Source organism: uncultured Microbacterium sp. (assembly GCF_945952435.1).
Taxonomy (GTDB): Bacteria; Actinomycetota; Actinomycetes; order Actinomycetales; family Microbacteriaceae; genus Microbacterium.
In genome coordinates this window covers 144,614-164,951 of record NZ_CAMFHZ010000002.1, presented here as the reverse complement: position 1 = coordinate 164,951, position 20,338 = coordinate 144,614, and the positions used below count along the sequence as shown (strand labels likewise).

At 69.9% G+C, this 20,338-nt stretch carries 16 protein-coding genes; 5 read left to right on the top strand and 11 right to left on the bottom strand.

Annotated features, from left to right (window positions below; all coding sequences use genetic code 11):
• Positions 1 to 205: 205 nt before the first annotated feature.
• Positions 206 to 4,072, bottom strand: coding sequence for a DNA-directed RNA polymerase subunit beta' (rpoC, locus tag Q0P88_RS01665; RefSeq protein WP_295010545.1), 3,867 nt, complete (start codon positions 4,070 to 4,072; stop codon positions 206 to 208).
• 80 nt (positions 4,073 to 4,152) lie between these two features.
• Positions 4,153 to 7,656: a DNA-directed RNA polymerase subunit beta gene (locus Q0P88_RS01660; RefSeq protein ID WP_295010544.1), complete on the bottom strand. Its 3,504-nt coding sequence runs from the start codon at positions 7,654 to 7,656 to the stop codon at positions 4,153 to 4,155.
• A gap of 269 nt (positions 7,657 to 7,925) precedes the next feature.
• Here Q0P88_RS01660 and Q0P88_RS01655 point away from each other — a divergent pair, with 269 nt between their 5' ends.
• On the top strand, positions 7,926 to 8,846 hold the full coding sequence (locus Q0P88_RS01655; RefSeq protein WP_295010543.1) for a sugar kinase: 921 nt from the start codon (positions 7,926 to 7,928) through the stop codon (positions 8,844 to 8,846).
• Positions 8,847 to 8,861: 15 nt separating this feature from the next.
• Here the strand turns inward: Q0P88_RS01655 and Q0P88_RS01650 are convergent, their stop codons facing one another.
• The 5 genes from Q0P88_RS01650 to Q0P88_RS01630 all read right to left on the bottom strand — a co-directional run bounded on the left by Q0P88_RS01650 (position 8,862) and on the right by Q0P88_RS01630 (position 14,457).
• On the bottom strand, positions 8,862 to 9,719 hold the full coding sequence (locus tag Q0P88_RS01650) for a MurR/RpiR family transcriptional regulator (RefSeq protein ID WP_295010542.1): 858 nt from the start codon (positions 9,717 to 9,719) through the stop codon (positions 8,862 to 8,864).
• An 89-nt stretch (positions 9,720 to 9,808) separates the two neighbouring features.
• Entirely contained in the window at positions 9,809 to 11,302 is a 1,494-nt protein-coding gene (locus tag Q0P88_RS01645; RefSeq protein ID WP_295010541.1) for a glycoside hydrolase family 3 protein, read from the bottom strand.
• Complete coding sequence (locus Q0P88_RS01640; RefSeq protein ID WP_295010540.1) at positions 11,299 to 12,132, bottom strand: carbohydrate ABC transporter permease; 834 nt, start codon at positions 12,130 to 12,132, stop codon at positions 11,299 to 11,301. The genes Q0P88_RS01645 and Q0P88_RS01640 overlap by 4 nt, the downstream gene beginning before the upstream one ends.
• Positions 12,129 to 13,106, bottom strand: a complete 978-nt coding sequence (locus tag Q0P88_RS01635; RefSeq protein ID WP_295010539.1) for a carbohydrate ABC transporter permease — start codon at positions 13,104 to 13,106, stop codon at positions 12,129 to 12,131. The genes Q0P88_RS01640 and Q0P88_RS01635 overlap by 4 nt, the downstream gene beginning before the upstream one ends.
• Positions 13,107 to 13,110: 4 nt before the next feature.
• On the bottom strand, positions 13,111 to 14,457 hold the full coding sequence (locus Q0P88_RS01630; RefSeq protein WP_363316492.1) for a sugar ABC transporter substrate-binding protein: 1,347 nt from the start codon (positions 14,455 to 14,457) through the stop codon (positions 13,111 to 13,113).
• A 119-nt stretch (positions 14,458 to 14,576) separates the two neighbouring features.
• Between Q0P88_RS01630 and Q0P88_RS01625 the strand changes: the two genes are divergently transcribed.
• The 4 genes from Q0P88_RS01625 to Q0P88_RS01610 all read left to right on the top strand — a co-directional run bounded on the left by Q0P88_RS01625 (position 14,577) and on the right by Q0P88_RS01610 (position 17,132).
• Positions 14,577 to 15,443: a spermidine synthase gene (locus Q0P88_RS01625; protein WP_295010538.1), complete on the top strand. Its 867-nt coding sequence runs from the start codon at positions 14,577 to 14,579 to the stop codon at positions 15,441 to 15,443.
• Positions 15,444 to 15,562: 119 nt separating this feature from the next.
• Entirely contained in the window at positions 15,563 to 16,090 is a 528-nt protein-coding gene (locus tag Q0P88_RS01620; protein WP_295010537.1) for a hypothetical protein, read from the top strand.
• 62 nt (positions 16,091 to 16,152) lie between these two features.
• Entirely contained in the window at positions 16,153 to 16,641 is a 489-nt protein-coding gene (locus Q0P88_RS01615) for a SprT-like domain-containing protein (RefSeq protein ID WP_295010536.1), read from the top strand.
• A gap of 14 nt (positions 16,642 to 16,655) precedes the next feature.
• Positions 16,656 to 17,132: a hypothetical protein gene (locus Q0P88_RS01610; RefSeq protein ID WP_295010535.1), complete on the top strand. Its 477-nt coding sequence runs from the start codon at positions 16,656 to 16,658 to the stop codon at positions 17,130 to 17,132.
• 30 nt (positions 17,133 to 17,162) lie between these two features.
• Here Q0P88_RS01610 and Q0P88_RS01605 read toward each other — a convergent pair whose 3' ends face one another.
• The 4 genes from Q0P88_RS01605 to Q0P88_RS01590 all read right to left on the bottom strand — a co-directional run bounded on the left by Q0P88_RS01605 (position 17,163) and on the right by Q0P88_RS01590 (position 20,315).
• A complete protein-coding gene (locus Q0P88_RS01605) occupies positions 17,163 to 18,623 on the bottom strand; it encodes an ABC transporter permease (protein ID WP_295010534.1) in 1,461 nt (486 codons plus the stop codon).
• Positions 18,620 to 19,393: an ABC transporter ATP-binding protein gene (locus Q0P88_RS01600; protein ID WP_295010533.1), complete on the bottom strand. Its 774-nt coding sequence runs from the start codon at positions 19,391 to 19,393 to the stop codon at positions 18,620 to 18,622. The genes Q0P88_RS01605 and Q0P88_RS01600 overlap by 4 nt, the downstream gene beginning before the upstream one ends.
• A gap of 83 nt (positions 19,394 to 19,476) precedes the next feature.
• A complete protein-coding gene (locus Q0P88_RS01595) occupies positions 19,477 to 19,827 on the bottom strand; it encodes a nuclear transport factor 2 family protein (protein ID WP_295010532.1) in 351 nt (116 codons plus the stop codon).
• Positions 19,824 to 20,315 (bottom strand): carboxymuconolactone decarboxylase family protein, encoded by a 492-nt coding sequence (locus tag Q0P88_RS01590; protein WP_295010531.1) that lies wholly within the window; start codon positions 20,313 to 20,315, stop codon positions 19,824 to 19,826. Before Q0P88_RS01590 ends, Q0P88_RS01595 begins: the two co-directional genes overlap by 4 nt.
• Positions 20,316 to 20,338 lie beyond the last annotated feature (23 nt).

Genomic DNA, 20,338 nt, shown 5'->3' with positions numbered 1-20,338 from the left:
CGTCCGCTCGCTCCCGCGTCCCCTCGTTCCGGTCGCAGAAACGGTCGCTCAGACGCGGCCAGAACGACATCCGTTGCGACGGGAGCAGGGAGAGACGGGAGCGAGGAGGGAGCGACGGGAGCGAGGAGGGAGGGACGGATCCGGAGACGACGAGGCCCCCGGATCCGTGCGGATCCGGGGGCCTCGGTCAGGCGATCACCCTCACTCAGTTGTAGGTGCCGGGGGTGATGTCGTCGGTCGAGAACGCGTCGAAGTCGACGTAACCGAAGTCGCCGTCGGCGTACGCCCCGTCGGATGCGAAGATCCGGTTCGGGTAGCGCTCGCTCTTGGCCTCCTCGGTCGCCTCCACCGTGATGTCGCGGTAGCGACGCAGCCCGGTCCCCGCGGGGATGAGCTTTCCGATGATGACGTTCTCCTTGAGGCCGACCAGCGGGTCGCTCTTGCCCTCCATCGCGGCCTGCGTGAGCACGCGGGTCGTCTCCTGGAAGGACGCGGCCGACAGCCACGACTCGGTCGCGAGCGACGCCTTGGTGATACCCATCAGCTCCGGGCGACCGGACGCCGGGCGCTTGCCCGCCGCGACGGCCTCACGGTTGACGTCCTGGTACCGACGGGCGTCGAGCATCTCGCCGGGGAGCAGGGTCGTGTCGCCGTGGTCGACGACGGTGACCTTGCGCAGCATCTGACGCACGATGACCTCGATGTGCTTGTCGTGGATCGGCACACCCTGGGAGCGGTACACGCCCTGGACGCCGTTGACGAGGTAGCGCTGCACCTCGCGGGCACCCATGACGCGCATGACCTCCTTGGGGTCCAGCGTTCCGACCTGCAGCGGCTCGCCGACGACGACGTGCTGGCCGTCCTCGACGAGGAGCGTCGCACGCTTCAGCACGGGGTAGACCACTTCCTCGTCGCCGTTGTCGGGCGTGAGGATGACCTTCTTCGACTTCTCGGTCTCCTCGATCGTGATCCGGCCATCGGCCTCGGCGATCGGGGAGGCACCCTTCGGGGTGCGCGCCTCGAACAGCTCCTGCACGCGGGGCAGACCCTGCGTGATGTCGCCTGCGGAGGCGAGGTGGAAGGTACGCATCGTCAGCTGGGTGCCGGGCTCACCGATCGACTGGGCCGCGATGATGCCCACGGCCTCGCCGATGTCCACCGTCTTGCCGGTGGCCAGCGAGCGGCCGTAGCACTGCGCGCAGACGCCGACGGCCGAGTCGCAGGTCAGCACGGAGCGGACCTTGATCGACTCCACGCCCGCGGCGACCAGCTTGTCGATGAGCACGTCTCCGACGTCCTCACCGGCGGAGGCGAGAACCTCGCCGGCCTCGTTGACGACGTCCGACGCGAGCGTCCGGGCGAACACCGAGTTCTCCACGTTCGGGTCGCGGACCAGCTCGCCGGCCGCGTTCGGCGCGGCGATCGGCAGCTCGAGACCCTTCGACGTGCCGCAGTCGTCCTCACGGATGATGACGTCCTGCGAGACGTCCACCAGACGACGGGTCAGGTAACCCGAGTCGGCGGTGCGCAGAGCGGTGTCGGCGAGACCCTTGCGGGTACCGTGCGTGGCGATGAAGTACTCCGCCACCGACAGCCCCTCGCGGTACGAGGAGATGATCGGACGCGGGATGAGCTCACCCTTGGGGTTGTTCACCAGACCGCGCATACCCGCGATGTTGCGGATCTGCAGCCAGTTACCACGGGCGCCCGAGGACACCATGCGGTTGATGGTGTTGTCCGCCGGGAAGTTCGCCATCATGGCCGCCTGGACCTCGTCGGTCGCAGACGTCCAGATCTGGATGAGTTCGCGACGACGCTCGGCGTCGGTGATGAGGCCCTTGTCGTACTGACCCTGGACCTTCTCGGCCTGCTTCTCGTAGCCGGCGACGATCTCCGCCTTGTTCGGCGGCGTCACGACATCGCTCAGGGCGACGGTCACACCGGAGCGCGTGGCCCAGTAGAAGCCGGCGTCCTTGATGCGGTCCAGCGCCGCGGCGGTCTCGACCTTGGGGTACTCCTCGGCGAGCTTGTTGACGATCTGCGACAGCTTGCCCTTGTCGGCGACCTCGCGCACGAACGGGTAGCCCTTCGGCAGCGTGTCGTTGAAGATCGCCTGGCCGAGCGACGCGTCCACGAGGCCGTGGCGCTCGTAGCCCTCGGGAGCCTCCCCCTCGAGGAAGGTCAGGCCGGGGATGCGGATGCGGATCTTGGCCTGCAGGTCGAGGGTGCCCTCGTCCTTCGCCAGGATCGCCTCGCCCACGGAGCCGAACACGCGACCCTCGCCATCCGCGCCGTCCTTGACCGTGGTCAGGTGGTGCAGACCGATGATCATGTCCTGCGAGGGCAGGGTCACCGGGCGGCCGTCCGACGGCTTCAGGATGTTGTTCGACGCGAGCATCAGCACGCGGGCCTCGGCCTGGGCCTCGACCGACAGCGGCAGGTGCACGGCCATCTGGTCACCGTCGAAGTCGGCGTTGAACGCCGCGCACACGAGCGGGTGCAGCTGGATGGCCTTGCCCTCGACGAGCTGCGGCTCGAAGGCCTGGATGCCGAGGCGGTGCAGCGTGGGGGCGCGGTTGAGCAGCACCGGACGCTCGCGGATGATCTCCTCGAGCACGTCCCAGACCTCGGGACGGGTGCGCTCGACGGCGCGCTTGGCGGCCTTGATGTTCTGCGAGTGACCGAGGTCGATCAGGCGCTTGATCACGAACGGCTTGAACAGCTCGAGGGCCATCTGCTTGGGCAGACCGCACTGGTGGAGCTTGAGCTGCGGGCCGACGATGATGACCGAACGGCCCGAGTAGTCCACGCGCTTGCCGAGCAGGTTCTGACGGAAGCGACCCTGCTTGCCCTTCAGCATGTCGCTGAGGGACTTCAGGGCGCGGTTGCCGGTGCCGGTGACGGGACGGCCGCGGCGGCCGTTGTCGAACAGAGCGTCGACGGCCTCCTGCAGCATGCGCTTCTCGTTGTTGACGATGATCTCGGGGGCCCCGAGGTCGATCAGACGACGAAGACGGTTGTTGCGGTTGATCACGCGACGGTACAGGTCGTTCAGGTCGCTGGTCGCGAAGCGGCCACCGTCCAGCTGCACCATCGGGCGCAGCTCCGGCGGGATCACCGGGACGACGTCGAGCACCATGGCGGCCGGGCTCATGCCGGTCTCGAGGAACGAGTTGACGACCTTCAGGCGCTTGATCGCGCGGATCTTGCGCTGGCCCTTGCCCTCGGAGATCTGCAGGTGCAGCGACTCGGCCTCGGCGGCCAGGTCGAAGGCCTGCAGACGACGCTGGATCGACTCCGCGCCCATGTAGGCCTCGAAGTACTGACCGAAGCGGTCCTGCAGCTCGTGGAAGACGTCGTCCTCCTGCTTGAGCTGGCCGACCTCGAGACCGCGGAACTCGTCCCACATGCGCTCGAGCTTGGCGACCTGGTCGTCCGCGTTCTTGCGGATGGACGCCATCTCCTTCTCGGCGGCGTCCTTGACCTTCTTCTTCTGGTCGGCCTTGGCACCCTCGGCCTCGAGGGCCGCGAGCTCCTCCTCCAGCTTGGCCAGGCGCTCCGCGATCTTGGCGTCGCGGCGGTCGCCGAGCGTCTTCAGCTCGAGGCGGATGTTGTTCTCCTGCGTCGCCAGGTCGCGGTGACGCGCGTCCTCGTCCACGGAGATGACCATGTACGCGGCGAAGTAGATGACCTTCTCGAGGTCCTTCGGCGCCATGTCCAGCAGGTAGCCGAGGCGCGAGGGCACGCCCTTGAAGTACCAGATGTGGGTGACGGGGGCGGCGAGCTCGATGTGGCCCATGCGCTCACGGCGCACCGAGCTCTTGGTGACCTCGACGCCGCAGCGCTCGCAGACGATGCCCTTGAAGCGGACGCGCTTGTACTTGCCGCAGGCGCACTCCCAGTCGCGGGAGGGTCCGAAGATCTGCTCGCCGAAGAGGCCGTCCTTCTCCGGCTTCAGCGTGCGGTAGTTGATGGTCTCGGGCTTCTTGACCTCACCGTACGACCACTTGCGGATGTCGTCTGCGGTCGCGAGGCCGATGCGAAGCTCATCGAAGGTTGTTGCGTCGAGCACTAGTTCTCCTGTGTCGAAATTCTCTTAAGAAAAAGTCAGGGCCTCGGGGGACCCGGAGCGGATCCGGATCCCCCGAGGGCTCAGATCTCGTCGATGGATGCGGACTCGAAGCGGCTGGAGATGTTGATCCCCAGCTCCTCGGCGGCGCGGAAGGCCTCGTCGTCGGTGTCGCGGAGGTTGACCGCGGTGCCGTCGGCCGAGAGGACCTCGACGTTCAGGCAGAGCGACTGCATCTCCTTCATGAGCACCTTGAACGACTCGGGGATGCCGGGCTCCTGGATGTTCTCGCCCTTGACGATGGCCTCGTAGACCTTGACGCGGCCGACGATGTCGTCGGACTTGATCGTGAGGAGCTCCTGCAGCGCGTACGCGGCGCCGTAGGCCTCGAGCGCCCACACCTCCATCTCACCGAAGCGCTGGCCACCGAACTGGGCCTTACCGCCGAGCGGCTGCTGGGTGATCATCGAGTAGGGGCCCGTCGAGCGTGCGTGGATCTTGTCGTCCACCAGGTGGTGGAGCTTCAGGATGTACATGTAGCCCACGGAGATCTGCCCCGGGAACGGCTCGCCGGAACGACCGTCGAACAGGGTGGTCTTGCCGGTCGAGTCGATCAGGCGCACACCGTCGCGCGTCGGGAGCGTGGAGTCGAGGAGACCGGAGATCTCCTCCTCCGTCGCGCCGTCGAACACGGGGGTGGCGACCTTCGTGCCGGGGGCGACCTCGAAGGCCTCCTCGGGCAGGTGCGCCGCCCACTCCGGGTTGCCCTCGATCTTCCAGCCGCGCGAGGCGATCCACCCGAGGTGGGTCTCCAGCACCTGGCCGAAGTTCATGCGACCGGGGATTCCGAGCGGGTTCAGGATGACGTCGACCGGGGTGCCGTCCGCGAGGAACGGCATGTCCTCGACGGGCAGGATCTTCGCGATGACGCCCTTGTTGCCGTGGCGGCCGGCGAGCTTGTCGCCCTCGGTGATCTTGCGCTTCTGGGCGATGTAGACCACGACGCGGCGGTTGACGCCCGAGCCGAGCTCGTCGTCGCCGTCCTCGGCGTTGAACTCCTTGACCGCGATGACCGTGCCCTGCTCGCCGTGCGGCACCTTGAGGGAGGTGTCGCGGACCTCGCGGCTCTTCTCGTTGAAGATCGCGCGGAGCAGGCGCTCCTCGGCCGACAGCTCGGTCTCGCCCTTCGGCGTGACCTTGCCGACGAGGATGTCGCCGGGGCGGACCTCGGCGCCGATGCGGATGATGCCGCGCTCGTCCAGATCCTTGAGCAGCTCGGGGCTGACGTTGGGGAGATCGCGGGTGATCTCCTCCTTGCCCAGCTTCGTGTCGCGCGAGTCGACCTCGTACTCCTCGATGTGGATCGAGGAGAGGGTGTCGTCCTTCACCAGGTCCTGGCTCAGGATGATCGCGTCCTCGAAGTTGTGACCCTCCCAGGTCATGAAGGCGACGAGGAGGTTCTTGCCGAGCGCGAGCTCGCCGTTCTCCGTGGCGGGTCCGTCGGCGATGACCTCGCCGACCTCGACGCGCTCACCGGCCGAGACGACGACCTTCTGGTTGTAGGAGGTGCCGTGGTTGGAGCGGTCGAACTTGCGCAGGTAGTACTCCTGCGTGCCGCCCTCGTCGAGCATGACGACCACGCGGTCCGCGGAGACCTCGGAGACCACACCGGGCTTCTCCGCGGTGATCACGTCGCCGGCGTCGATGGCCGCGTAGCCCTCCATACCGGTGCCGACGAACGGCGACTCGGAACGGAGCAGCGGAACGGCCTGACGCTGCATGTTGGCGCCCATGAGCGCGCGCTGCGCGTCGTCGTGCTCGAGGAACGGCACGAGCGAGGTCGCGACCGACACCATCTGGCGCGGGGAGACGTCGATGTAGCCGATCTCCTCGGGGGCGAACATGTCGACCTCGCCGGAGCCGCCCTTCGGACGGGCCAGGACGTGCGCCTCGGTGAACCGGCCGTCCGCATCGAGCGGGGCGTTCGCCTGGGCGATGTTGAAGTCGACCTCCTCGGCCGCGGTCAGGTAGTCGATGTGCTCGGTGACCTTGCCGCCCTCGACCTTGCGGTACGGGGTCTCGATGAAGCCGAAGGAGTTGATCCGCGCGAACGTGGCGAGCGAGCCGATCAGACCGATGTTCGGGCCTTCCGGGGTCTCGATCGGGCACATGCGGCCGTAGTGAGAGGGGTGCACGTCGCGCACCTCGACGCCGGCGCGGTCGCGGCTGAGGCCACCGGGGCCGAGGGCCGAGAGGCGGCGCTTGTGGGTCAGACCCGCGAGCGGGTTGTTCTGGTCCATGAACTGCGACAGCTGCGACGTGCCGAAGAACTCCTTGATCGCCGCCACGACGGGACGGACGTTGATCAGGGTCTGCGGCGTGATCGCCTCGATGTCCTGCGTGGTCATGCGCTCGCGGACGACGCGCTCCATGCGCGACAGACCGGTGCGGACCTGGTTCTGGATGAGCTCGCCGACCGCGCGGATGCGACGGTTGCCGAAGTTGTCGATGTCGTCCGTGGCCAGACGGATCTCCGTCTGCTTGCCGCCGCGGATGCCCTCGAAGGTCTCGACGCCCGCGTGCAGGCGCACGAGGTACTTGATCGTCTCGACGATGTCCTTGACCGTGAGGACGGACTCGTCGAGCGGGGTGTCCAGGCCGAGCTTCTGGTTGATCTTGTACCGACCGACCTTGGCCAGGTCGTAGCGCTTGGCGTTGAAGTAGAAGTTGTCCAGGAGCGCGCGGGCGGCCTCGGCGGCGACCTGCTCGCCCGGACGGAGCTTGCGGTAGATGTCGCGGAGCGCGTCCTCCTTGGTGAGGATCGTGTCCTTGCTCAGCGTGTCGGCGATCGACTCGTAGCCGGCGAACTCGGCGAGGATGTCCTCGCTGGACAGACCGAGCGCCTTCAGGAACACGGTGACGGACTGCTTGCGCTTGCGGTCGATGCGCACGCCGACCTGGTCGCGCTTGTCGATCTCGAACTCGAGCCAGGCACCGCGGGACGGGATGACGCGCGCGGACACGATGTCCTTGTCGCTCGTCTTGTCGGGCGTCTTGTCGAAGTACACGCCGGGGGAACGCACGAGCTGCGACACGACGACGCGCTCGGTGCCGTTGATGATGAACGTGCCCTTGGCGGTCTGCAGCGGGAAGTCGCCCATGAAGACCGTCTGGGTCTTGATCTCACCGGTCTGGTGGTTCATGAACTCGGCCTCGACGTAGAGCGGGGCCGCGTACGTCTTGCCGCGCTCCTTGCACTCCTCGATGGAGTACTTCTCGGGCTCGAGGTAGGGGTTCGTGAACGAGAGCTGCATGGTCTCGCTCAGGTCCTCGATCGGGGAGATCTCCTCGAAGATCTCCTCGAGTCCGCTGGCCGTCGCGACGTCCTTGCGGCCGGCCTTCTCGGCCTCCGCGACGCGGTTCTTCCAGGCCTCGTTGCCGACGAGCCAGTCGAAGGACTCGGTCTGCAGGGCCAGAAGGTCCGGGACCGTCAGCGTGTCGGAGATCTTGGCGAACGAGAGGCGGGAGAATCCGCGTCCGTTCTTGGTGGTGGTGGTGGGGGTGGATGCGGTGCGAGCAGCAGCCAAGGGAATAACCTCCGTGAGCCCCGATGGGGCGTCTCGATTCCTCGTCGTCAGGTGGAGTGCACCCCGTCGTCCGGCCGCACACCGAAGGCGCTCCGTCGAGGAGCGGGGACGTGCGGAGTTCTGCCGACCACCATATGAAGGCAGGATGGAGCGAGGCGCAACTATCAACTATAGGCCCGATTTCACGACATGGCAAGTCCTGATCTTGAATTTCTTCTCGGCTTGGGGTATACCCGCGCGCGCACCCGCCATCGGGTAACGTCTGGACCGTGCCAGGAACCCCGTTGATCGCCTGCGTCGGCGAAGGCCTCATCGCCCTCGTCCCCACGTCCTCCGGTCCTCTGGAGACCCGCAGCACCTTCGAGCGCTCGCTGGCCGGGGCCGAGTGGAACACCGCGCTCGCACTCGTCTCGGCCGGGATGCGCGCCGCGGTCGTCTCCTGCGTCGGCGACGACGCGTTCGGCCGATTCCTGCTCGCCCAGCTCGATCGACACGGCGTGGACGCCTCGGCGGTCGAGATCGACGACGAGGCGCCGACCGGGCTCTACATCAAGGAGCTGGTGGAGGGCGACGAGCCGGGAGCCCCCGCGCACAGCGCCATGCACTACTACCGCTCCGGATCGGCGGGGAGCCGCCTCTCCCCCGCCACGCTGCGCACGCCCGGAGCCGCGCGGGTCCTCGCCGAGGCCGCGCTCGTGCACACCACCGGGATCACGCCCGCGCTGTCCGAGAGCGCCCGGGCCGCGCAGGACGCTCTCTTCGCCGATCGCGGCGGGCGCCGGATCAGCTTCGACCTGAACTGGCGTCCGAAGCTCTGGCGCGGCAGGGAGGGCGAGGCGCGCTCCCTGCTCGGCGGCTATCTGGGCGCGGCGGACGTCGCGCAGTGCTCGACGCACGACGCCGAGGTCGTGTTCGGCACGGGGGATCCGGACCGGCTCCGCGAGATGTTCCCCGGGCCGCGCCACCTCGTCGTGACGAGGGACGACGGGGCGACCGCCTTCGACGGCTCCGAGCGCGCCGACGCCCCCGCCGTGCCGTCCGACGTGGTCGAGACGGTCGGCGCGGGCGACGCGTTCGCAGCCGGATTCCTCGCCGGGGTCCTCAGCGGACTCTCCCTCAGCGGCTGCCTCGCCAGGGCCAACCGCCTGGCGACCCGTGCGCTGGGCAGCACGCGCGACCACGTCGACTGAGCCCTGGGCCGGCCGTCACCCGCCGGTGACGGCGCGGCGGGTGGCGCGCAGCGGATCCGCGACCGCTCCCCCGCGATGCTGCACGACCCGTACGAACAGCACGTCGAGCAGCGCGAGCTGCGCGATGCGGGACGGCATGGCCGCGAGCCGCAGCGGGGACTCCTTGGCCCTGGTCTCCAGCACCAGGTCGACGGCCCGGCTGAGGGGCGACCGCGGCGCGTTTGTCACCGCGACGGTGAGGGCGCCTGCGCCGCGAGCGACCTCGGCGCAGCGGATCGTCTCCGCCGTCGTGCCGTCGTGGGAGATCGCGAGCGCCACGTCGCCGTCCCGCAGCACGGCCGCGGCGGGCAGGGCGATGTGCGGATCGCCCGAATGCTCCGCGACGATGCCGATGCGGGCGAGCTTGAGCCGCAGGTCCTGCGCCGTGAGCGAGGACGCGGCCTGACCGAAGAGCTGCACCCTCCCCGCGGTCGCGATCGCGAGGGCGACCCGGTCGAGCAGCACGAAGTCGAGCCCATCGACGGTCTGCTCGATCGCCCCGATCTCCCGCGCGGCGATCTTGGCCGCCACCTTGCCGATCGTGTCCTCGAGATCGATCGACGCGTCGTCGACCCCGAAGCGCGCACGGTCCGCCTGCGCACGGGCCACGGATCCGGCGAACGCCACCCGCAGCTCGCGGTATCCCGAGAAGCCGACCGCCTGCGCGAACCGCGCGACGGTCGCCAGGGAGGTCTCGCAGAGCCGGGCGAGGTCGGAGATCGTGAGGTCGACGACGAGAGTGGGGTCCGCGATCACCCGCCGGGCGACCCGCGCCTCCGCGGCCCGGAGACCGGGCAGCGCCGCACGCACCACCTCGATCACATCCACGTCCACGGCTCTCCTCCCGGGGCTCGGCCGCATCGAGTCGTCCCGATCCGCGTCGCCGGCTCCCACCCGAGCGGACACCGTGCCGCGGCGGCCGCTCAGACGCCGCTCGAGAGCAGGACCTCGCGGACGACCTCGGCACCGACCCGGCTGCTCGCGAGCACGTCGATGACCGGAAGCGTAGCCGATCCGGCCCCCAGCCCCGTGTTCACGACGACCGCGGACGGCACCGTGTCGGCCACGTCCGCGATCAGAGCGCGCTGCGTCTCGTCCGTGTCGATCCTGTCGACGAGGACGACCAGACGCGCACCCGCCCGCTCCGCCGCGTCCCGGGCCTCGGCGATCGCCTGCGTGGTCTCGACGGACGACGCGCGTGCGGTGTCGATCCGGCGCGACCAGCCGCCGTCGGCGAGGGCGTCCACGACATACCCGGCGGCGCTGTCGACCGCGAGCGTCGCCCGCCGACGCGCGTCGAGCACGACGAGGGCGCGGGCCGGCTCTCCGAGCACGCCGTGCACCCGCAGCGCGCGTCGGACGAGCGCCGCACCGTCGAAGGCCTCGCCCTGCGGCTCCGGCACCTCCCGCTCCGCGGCGAGGATCCCCGCGAGCCGGGCGACCCGTGCGGCGGCCTCCTGCACGCGCGCGACGTCGAGGGTGCCCTCCCGCAGCGCCCGCACGATCGCGTCCTTGGCGGCGGCGACGTCGCGCTCGTCCTGGTCCGCGGCGGCCGCGGCCCCCGGATTGGTCGGGTTGCCGATGCAGAGCAGGTCGGCTCCGGCGGCGAGCGCGCGGACCGCGCCCCCGCCGATCCCGACGGACTCGCGGATGGCGGCCATGTCGAGCGCATCGGTCACGATCACGCCGTCGAAGCCGTCGTCCCGCAGCATCCCCAGGACGCGGGCGTTGAGGGTCGCGGGCTCCTCGCCCCAGGCAGGGACGACGATGTGCGCCGTCATCACCGACAGCGCACCGGCGGCGATCGCGGCGCGGAACGGTGCGAGGTGCACGTCCTCGATCTCCTCCGGCGCCAGCGCGATGCGGGGCAGGTCGTGGTGGGAGTCGACGTGGGTGTCGCCGTGGCCGGGGAAGTGCTTGACGCAGGCGGCGACGCCCGCGCCCTGGATCCCCTCGACCTCGGCCGCCGTGTGCCGTGCGACGAGTTCCGCGTCGGCGCCGAACGCACGCACGCCGATGACCGGATTGCGCGGATCCGTGTTGACATCCGCCACCGGACCGATGACGACGTCCGCACCCGCCGCGCGGACGCGTCGGGCCAGCTCGGCCCCGGTCCGCCTGGTCGCGTCGAGGTCGTCGAGCTCGCCGAGTTGCGCGGCGCCCGGCACCGTCGACCCCGTCGCGGCCTCGAGCCTCGTGACGCTGCCGCCCTCCTCGTCGACGCCGATGAGGGCGAGGGGATTGGCGGCGTGGATCGCGGCGCTGAGGGAGGCGACGTCCGGTCCCATGTTCTGGGCGAAGTAGACGACGCCGGCGAGACCCGCGCGCAGCTCGCGCTCGAGCCACGCGGGCAGCTCCGTCCCGAGGAAGCCGGGCCAGAGGACGCCGTTCGCCAGGCGCTCCAGGTCGACGCTCATCCCTTGACCGCCCCGGCGACGAGACCGGCGGAAAGACGTCGCTGCACCAGCACGAAGAAGATCATGACAGGGATCGTGATGATCGTCGACGCGGCCATGATGCTCCCCCAGTCGTTGGAGTGCTCGCCGAAGAACGACTTCAGACCGATCGAGACCGTGTACTGGTCCTTCGCCCCGCCGAGCATCGTCATCGCGAAGATGAACTCGTTCCAGGCCGTGATGAAGCTGAACACGCTCGTCGCGACGAGACCAGGCATGACGAGCGGCAGCAGCACGGAGCGGAACATCCGCCACCAGCTCGCCCCGTCGATGTACGCCGCCTCCTCGAGATCGACGGGCACGGCCTGCACGAAGCCGCGCAGCATCCAGATCCCGAACGCCAGCGAGAGCGCGGTGTAGACGACCATCAGCCCGAGGATGCTGTTGAGCAGCCCGAACGATTTGACCTGCAGGAAGAGCGGGATCACGAGCGCCTCGAGCGGGACCATCTGCACGACGAGGATCATGAGCAGCACCGAGGTGCGGAACTTGAACCGGAACCGCGCGACCGCGACCGCGGCGAGCAGGCAGACGAACCCGCTGATCAGCACGGTCACGAGGGCGACGAGCAGCGAGTTGCGCAGGAACAGGAAGAACCCTCCGTCGGTGAGGACGAAGGCGAAGTTGTCCCAGGTGAACTCCTTCGGCAGCAGCGACTGGCCTCCGCTGGAGGCGCGCTTGTCGAACGCGCTGGACACCATCCAGTAGACGGGGAACAGCGTGAACACCAGGACGACGACGACCGCGATCGACAGGCCGATCCGGGCGAGCACGGGGTGACGGGACTTCACAGTTCGTCCTCCTTCATCAGGGCGCGCACGTACACCGCGGTGATCGCGAGCAGCACGAGGGTGAGCAGGACGGCGAGGGCGGATCCGAATCCGAATCGGTTCTGCCCGAAGGACTCGACGTAGGACCACACGCCGAGGTTGAGCACGCTGCGGTTGCTGCCGTCTCCGCCCGGCATCAGGAACACCTGGGCGAAGACCTTGAAGTCCCAGATCGTGGACAGGATGATGACCACGGAGAAGACCGGCTTGAGCGTGGGGAACACGATCTTCCAGAACCGCCGCCAGGCGCCGGCGCCGTCCAGGGCGGCGGCTTCGAGCATCTCCTTGTTGACGCCGAGGAGTCCGGCGAGGATCGTCACCGCCACGAAGGGGAAGCCGTGGTGGACGACGTTGACGAGCACGATGGCGAAGAACGCCCAGCGGTTCGTGAACCAGTTGACCTGTCCGTGGATGAGCCCGAGATCCTGGAGCACGCTGTTGAAGATGCCGTGGTCGGCGTCGAAGATCCAGATCCAGACGTAGGTGCCGGTCACGGCGGGCATAGCCCAGGCCAGCATGATGCAGCTCGCGACGATCGTGCGCCACACCGTCCCGAGGCGCGCGAGCAGCAGAGCCACGAGGGTGCCGACGACGACGGTGGTGAACACCGACACGACCGCGAAGCCGACGGTGTTCGGCATAACCACGGTCCACAGCGTGGGGTCGGTGAGCGCCTCGACGTAGTTGTCGAAGCCGATCCAGTTGCTGCGGCCCGTGTTGATCTCGCGCAGTCCGTAGTTCTGCAGCGAGAAGATCACGACCTGCACGAGCGGCCACAGCATCAGGCCGGCCAGGATCAGCAGGGCCGGGGTGAGCAGCAGCCAGGGGCGCGCGGTCGCCCAGCGGAACCGGCGCCTGCCGGTGGGGCCGCCGGCCGCGGAAGGGGAGACGCGCTCCCCCTCCGCGGCCGGCAGCGGTGCCTGCACCGTCGTCATCGGGTCACTTCTTCTGGTTCAGCAGGTCGGTCATCTCCTTGGCGGCGTCCTTCGTCGCGGTCGCGACGTCCTTCTGGCCGCTGAGGATCGACTGCATCATCGAGTTGGTGGTCTTCTTCGCCTGCACGGCGCCGAAGTTGGGGCTGACCGGCACGGATCCGCCGCCGTCGACCATCTGCTTCGCGAAGGGGGCCACGAGCGGGTCCTTCGAGGCGAGCGCATCCTTCATCGCGGACTGCACGCCCGGGAAGTAGCCGGTCTGGCTGGCCCACTCCTGGGCGAGCTCGCCCGTGGTCATCATCTTCGTGAAGGCCCAGGCCAGGTCGGGGTTCTTCGTGGTGTTGAAGATCGACAGGTGCGAGCCGCCGAGGACGGAGGGGGCGATGCCGCCGTCCTCGCCCGGGATCACGGCCGCGCCGATCTTGCCCTTCAGGTCGGGGTTGGCCTGCACGATCGCGTTGGGCGTCCAGGAACCGGACAGCATCATCGCGACGTTGCCCTGGGTGAAGGCGTCCTTGAGGTCGGTCTCCTTCCAGGTGGTCGCACCGGCGGAGGAGAAGCCGTGCTTGAGCGCCAGGTCCGTGTAGAACTGGATGCCCGCCTGCGACTTCGCGCTGTCCATCCCGCTCGTCCAGGTGCCTTTCTTCTCGGTGGCGATCTCGCCGCCCGCGCCCCAGACCCAGGGGTAGACCTGGAACTCGGCGGCGCCGGGCACCGGGAAGGCGAGCATGTTGGGGTCGGCGGCCTTGACGGCCTCTCCGGCCTTGACGATGTCGTCCCAGTTGGTCGGCGCCTTCAGGCCGAGCTTGTCGAACACGTCGGTGCGGTACACGATCGAGCGGACGCCCGCGTACCAGGGCATCCCGTACAGGTGCCCGTCGTAGGTGCCGGCCGTCTTGAGGGCGGGGACGAGGTCGTCGTTCAGGCCCTTCTCGGCATCGACGTACTTGTCCAGTTCCAACAGGGCGCCGGCGTCGGCGAACTCCGGAGTCCAGGTGGTGCCGACCTCGGCGACGTCAGGGGTCGTGCCGCCGGCCATCGCGGTCGTGAAACGGTCGTGGGCATCCGCCCACTGCACCTCTTCGATCTTGACCGTGGCGCCGGTCTCCTTCTTGAAGGCTTTCTCGACCTTGTCGTAGAACGCGGTCGCGTCGGGGTTGGTGCCCTTCATGATCCAGACGTTCAGGGTCTTGCCCTTGCCGTCGACCGGACCGCTGCTCGCGCTGTCGGACGCGCCGCCGGAGCAGCCGGCTAGGCCCAGCGTCGCCGCCGCGCCGAGGGCGATGAGGGAAAGCACGCGCTTCTTCATCGGGGGAATCTCCTCTTCGAACTTCACCGTGGTGCGAGGCATCTCGCGTTCCAATAAGTATTTGTGACTAACAAACCTCGTGCAAGTTTTTTCCACGACCGTGACCATTCCGTGAAACTTCTGATCCACCCGGCGGAAGCGGGCGCGCATAGGCTCGACGTATGGGACGCACGCGAGCGAAGGACGCCGAGCATCCCTCCGCCCGACTCGGATCCGGGAGCATCGCGCGGATCGTCCCCTCCGCGTTCGGCGGTGGCCACGAGCTGCTCATCGACGAGACGCCGCAGTCGCACGTCGACCTGGCCGACCCCGCCCACCTGCACTTCGAGTACATCGTGCGGATGGGCGCCCTGATCGATCAGCTGGGCTCCCCCGGCGCGGCGATCTCGGCCGTGCACCTCGGCGCCGGGGCGATGACGATTCCGCGCTACATCGCGGCGACGCGGCCGGGATCGCGCCAACAGGTGATCGAACTGGAGGCGCCGCTCGTCGAGCTCGTCCGGGAGCACCTGCCCCTGCCGCGGGGCGCGGCGATCCGGATCAGGATCGGCGACGCCCGCGAAGGCGTCCGGCGCCTGCCGCCCGCCCTCCTCGGCGGGGCCGACCTCGTGGTGGCCGACGTCTACTCCGGGGCCCAGACGCCCGCGCACCTCACCAGCGCCGAGTTCTACGCCGAGCTCGCGTCGGTGCTGGCGCCCCGGGGGGTGCTGCTCGTCAACGTCGCGGACGGCCCCGGCCTCGCCTTCGCCCGACGACAGGTCGCGACGATCCGCACCGTGCTGCCCGAGCTCGCGATCCTCGCCGACGCGCAGATCCTCAAGGGACGACGCTTCGGGAACCTCGTGCTCGCCGCCTCGCGCGCCCCTCTGCCCGCGGACGCCCTGCCGCGGATCCTCGCGGCCGGCCCCCATCCCGCCAAGCTCGCGCACGGCGCGGAGGTCGATGCCTTCGCCAAAGACGCGGCGATCGTCACGGACGCCACCGCCGTCGCCTCCCCGCGTCCGGACGCGGGGATGTTCCTGCGCTGAGCGCCGCGTCGCGCCCTCGCCGTCATACCGGTTTCGACGGCGCGCCCGCGCCCTCCCCGCCGCCGGGCGCGCGGGCAGGCAGACTGGACGAGGCGACGACGGAACGGGAGGACGGGCGCGTGGGCTTCATCAAGGGATACGACCCGGACTCTCTGCGCGAACTGGTGAGCGCGGCCGAGTGCGAGGGCCGGCTCGACGAAATCGCCGACCAGCGCAGCCTTCCGGCCATGTTCGAGCGCGTCTGGCTGCTCAAGGTGCTCGGGCGCCTGGACGACGCGCTCGTGCTCGCGGACGAGGCGGTGCGCCAGGCGCGCATGGCCGGCACGCGGAAGGACCTGATCCGCGCGCGCGTGCTGCGCGGGACGGTGCTGCAGTACCGCCGCGCCCACGGGGCCGCGGATCACGAGCTCGCCGCCTGCGTCGCGGAGGCCGAAGGACAGGGATGGGTGCCGATCGCCGCGTTCGCCCACCAGCACCGCGGCCGCAACGCCTTCGAGGCGGGCGACTACGAGCAGGCGAGGGAGAGCTTCAAGCGCACGGTCTTCCTGCGCCGCGAGGCCGGCGCCGACGACGCCGCGCTCGAGTCGGCGCTGCGCGCGGTCGATCTCGTCGAGCGCCGCCGCGACCCGATCGCCGTCAACGGCTGAGCCACGGCGCGGGACTCCCGACCCCGCGCCGGATGTCCCTGCCGGGGGTTAGCGTGGAGGCCATGGCCGAACTGGAACGGGTCCGCATCTGGGGCGAGGCGCTCATCGGCATGCACCTCGACACCACCTGGTCGTTCGGGTTCGACAACGCCAAGCGCCGCGCCGGGGCGTGCAACTATCGCGACAAGCGGATCACGGTCTCGCGCTATCTCGCCGCACGCTTCGAGGACGACGAGATCCATCAGGTGCTGCTGCACGAGGTCGCGCACGCCCTGGCCGGTCACGAGGCGGCGCACGGCGCGGCCTGGAAGCGCGTCGCGCGCTCGATCGGGTACGACGGCGGGACCACGCACCGGGGCGAGACCGCGACGGAGCTCGCCCCCTGGGTGGGGCGGTGCCCCGCGGGCCACGTGACCTATCGCCATCGCCGTCCGACGCGGTCGTCCTCCTGCGCGCGCTGCTCGCGGCGGTACGACGAACGCTTCCTGCTGGTCTGGACCCGACGCGAGATCACGGCGGACGCGCGCCGCGCGGCGGTGACCCCCCGATGAGAAACGGTGGCCCCGTGCGCCTGCGACACGTCCAGCTCAAGTTCCGTATCCGCGCCAGCGCCGATGCCGCCTGGGCGGCGCTGCACTCGCCCGAGGTGCTCGCGGCGCTGTACGGCCCGCTGATCGTCGTGGAGCCCGTCCTTCCCGACGAGGGCGACGCGTCCGTGCTGCACACGGCCGTGCGGCTCCGACTGTTCGGGCGCATCCCGCTCGGCACGCAGCTCATCGGCGCCTACGACGAGACACGGGAGCAGGGCGGCGAGACCGTCCGCATCCTCCGCGACAGCGGGATCCCGCTCACGGGCCCCCTCGCGGCTCTCGACGTCTGGGACCACAGGATGGCGGTCTCGGCGCTTCCCGACGGGGGCGCGCTCTGGCGCGATCGTCTCGTCTTCGGCGGCCCGACCTCCGCCCTGCTCTGGCCCGCGCTCTGGCTGACCTGGCAGTGGCGCGGGTGGCGGATCCGACGACTCGCACGGCGCTGGGCCTGACCCGTCGGATCCGCCGCGCCGCCCTCGGCCTCAGTCCGCGGCGAGCGCCTCGACCGGCGCGACCCTGGTCGCCAGCCGGGTCGGCGCGACCGCGGCGACGAGGGTGAGCACCGCGGTGCCGACGACGATCGCGGCGATCGGAGCCCACGGGATCGCCGGCGGGACCAGACCCGCGGGATGGAGATCCGGCAGCGTCGGCACCGAGCCGAGCAGGGACTGCGCCGCGATCCAGCCGTAGGCGATCCCGAGCACGAGCCCGGTCGCCGTCGCCGCGATCGTGACGTGCGCGGCCTCCCGCAGCACCATCCCGCGCACCTGGCGACCGCTGAGCCCGATGGCCCTGAGCAGTCCGAGCTCGCGACGGCGCTGCACGACGCCGATCGTGAGGAGGTTCACCAGCCCCACGGCCGCGATCACGGCCGACACGGCGACGAGGACCATCATGACGGTGGCGAACACGTCGATCGGCGCGAAGTAGCCCGCGGGCAGCGTCTCCGCGGAGCGTCGGATCAAGAGGGCCTTGGCCGACTCCAGGGCCACGGCGAACATCGTCACGAGCGTCACGCCCATGACGACGCCGATCGCCATCCGACTCGACCGCTCGGGGTGGCGCAGGGCGTTCTCCGCGGCGAGGCGCGCGGTCGCACTCCGCCCGAACATCCGGCCGACCAGGCGCAGCACGGGCGGCATGACCAGGACGGATCCGATCGCGAGCCCGGTGAACGAGAAGATCCCCCCGAAGAACGCGATGACGACACCGAGCGGTGACACGAGGCCGTAGGCGATCCCGCCGACGAGCAGAGCGCCCCCGATCGCGAACAGCGCGACGGCGCCCAGGTGACGCGAGGCGGAGGAGGACGTCTCCGCGACCGTGCGCTCCGCCGCTCCGGACAGCGCCTGCAAGGGCGTGACCGCGAGCACGCGCCGGGAGCCCGCCCAGGCCGCGAGCCAGGTGGTGAGCACCACACCGAGGGCGGGGACCAGGATCCCCGGCTGCAGGGGCGAGAACGACGCGGGCGCGTGCGGGAAGACCGCATCGCCGATCGCGATCCCCACGCCGCTCAGCAGCAGCCCTGCCGCGAGCCCGAGCAGCGCGCCGATGACCCCGACGCCCAGCCCCTGGCCGGCGACCGCCGTGCGCTGTCCCCGCGCCGACGCCCCGATGAGCCGCAGCAGTGCGATCCGCCGCGTGCGTCCGGCGACGATCGTGGAGAACGTGTTGGCGGTCACGATCGCGGCGACGTACAGGGCGACCGCGGTGAGGATCGCGGAGAGGATCTGCACGACGTAGGCGAGCGTGGCGCTGTTGCCGATCAGCGGATCGGCCTGCAGGAGCGCGCCGAGGTACTGCGTGGTCTCGACGAGGATCACTCCGAATGACGTGGTGAGCGCGGCCACGAACACGCTCGCCCCCATGCCGCGTTCGCGCAGGTAGGCGAGGCGGGAGGGACTCAGCGGCGTCTCGAGCAGCGTGGGCGTCGCGGCGCTCATGCGGCGACCCGCTTCCCGGACTCGGTGGCGAGCATGAAGGACGCGATCTCCTCCGCGCCCCGCCGGGGGTGGTCGGCGACGATCCGGCCGTCGCCGAGGAAGAGCACGCGGTCGGCGTGGCTCGCCGCGACCGCGTCGTGCGTGACCATCGCGATCGACTGACCGTGCTCACGACTCGCCTGGGAGAGCAGGTGCAGCACCTCCCGACCGGTCGCGGAGTCGAGGTTCCCGGTCGGCTCGTCGGCGAAGACGAGGTCGGGGGCGGTCGCGAGCGCACGGGCGATCGCGACGCGCTGCTGCTGTCCGCCGGAGAGCTGATGCGGGCGGTGGCGCAACCGCGGTCCGATCCCGAGGGTCTCGACGAGTCCGTCGATGCGCGCCCGCTCGATCGCCGACGGCCGGCGCCCGTCGAGCTCGAACGGCAGCAGGATGTTGCCGAGGGCGTCGAGCGTCGGCACGAGGTTGAACGCCTGGAAGACGAACCCGACGCGCCGCCGTCGCAGGATCGTCAGATCGAGGTCGGCGAGCCCGGTGATCTCGGTGTCGCCGATCCACGCACGCCCCTTCGACGGCGCGTCGAGACCTGCCATGATGTGCATGAGCGTGGACTTGCCGGATCCCGAGGCACCCATGATCGCGGTGAACTGGCCCCGACGGATGCCGACGCTGACGTCGTCGAGCGCCCGCACGCCGCTCTCGCCGGAGCCGTAGGTCTTGGACAGGTGCTGGACGCGGGCGGCGAGGCCGAGGTCTGTCGTCGTGATCTCCATGCTTCGACGCTACGGAGCGCCTGCCCTCGGCCGCGTCGCCCTCGGGACTCATCCGCCTACATCTGCGGGATGATCCGACGGCGTCACGTCAGCGGCCGCGGATCGAACACGACCCGGATGCGGGTGATCAGCCCGTTCTCGACCCGGCTCCAGTTCACGGTGGGCACCCGGGCGCCGTTCGTGCCGATCAGATCGAACCACGTCATCGCGTCGGCGTCCTCCACGACGCGTCGTGTCAGCTCGACCGTGTCCATGACGGAGGAGGCCATGCCCTGGAGCCCTGCGATGCACTCGTCGATCCCGTGCGCGTCGCCGAAGACGCCGGAGAACTCGACGTCCTCGGCGAGCACGGTGCGCAGCAGGGCGAAGTCGCGGTCCCGCCACGCCTCGAAGTAGACGCGCGCGGCCTCGCGGGTCCGCTCCGCCCCGCTCACAGCGAGCCCGTCCAGGCGTGCGTCGAGACGCCGACCGCGTTCCAGGCGTTGATCGTGACGACGAGCGCGACGAGGGCGCCGAGCTCCTCTGCGGAGAAGCGGGCGGCGGCGCTCGCCCAGACCCGATCGGGGACGTGCGTCTCGGACAGCCGGGTCATGCTCTCGGTGAGCTCGAAGGCGGCGCGCTCCCTCGCCGTGAAGAAGGGCGACTCCTCCCAGACCGCGACGGCGGCGATCCTCCGTTCGGTCTCGCCGGCCTTGCGCGCATCGGTCGTGTGCAGATCGACGCAGTAGCTGCAGCCGTTGAGCTGCGAGGCGCGCAGGCGGACGAGTTCGCGCAGCCGCGCGTCGATGCCCGCGGCGTCGAGCTCGCGCACCATCGCGGCGTCGAGCCCGGCGAGGGCGCGGGAGAACCGCGGCGCGACCGTGTCGATGTCGAGGCGGACGGGGATAGGGACGGTGGCGTCCCCTGTGCTGTTCTCGGTCATGGTGGATCCTTTCCGCTTCCCAG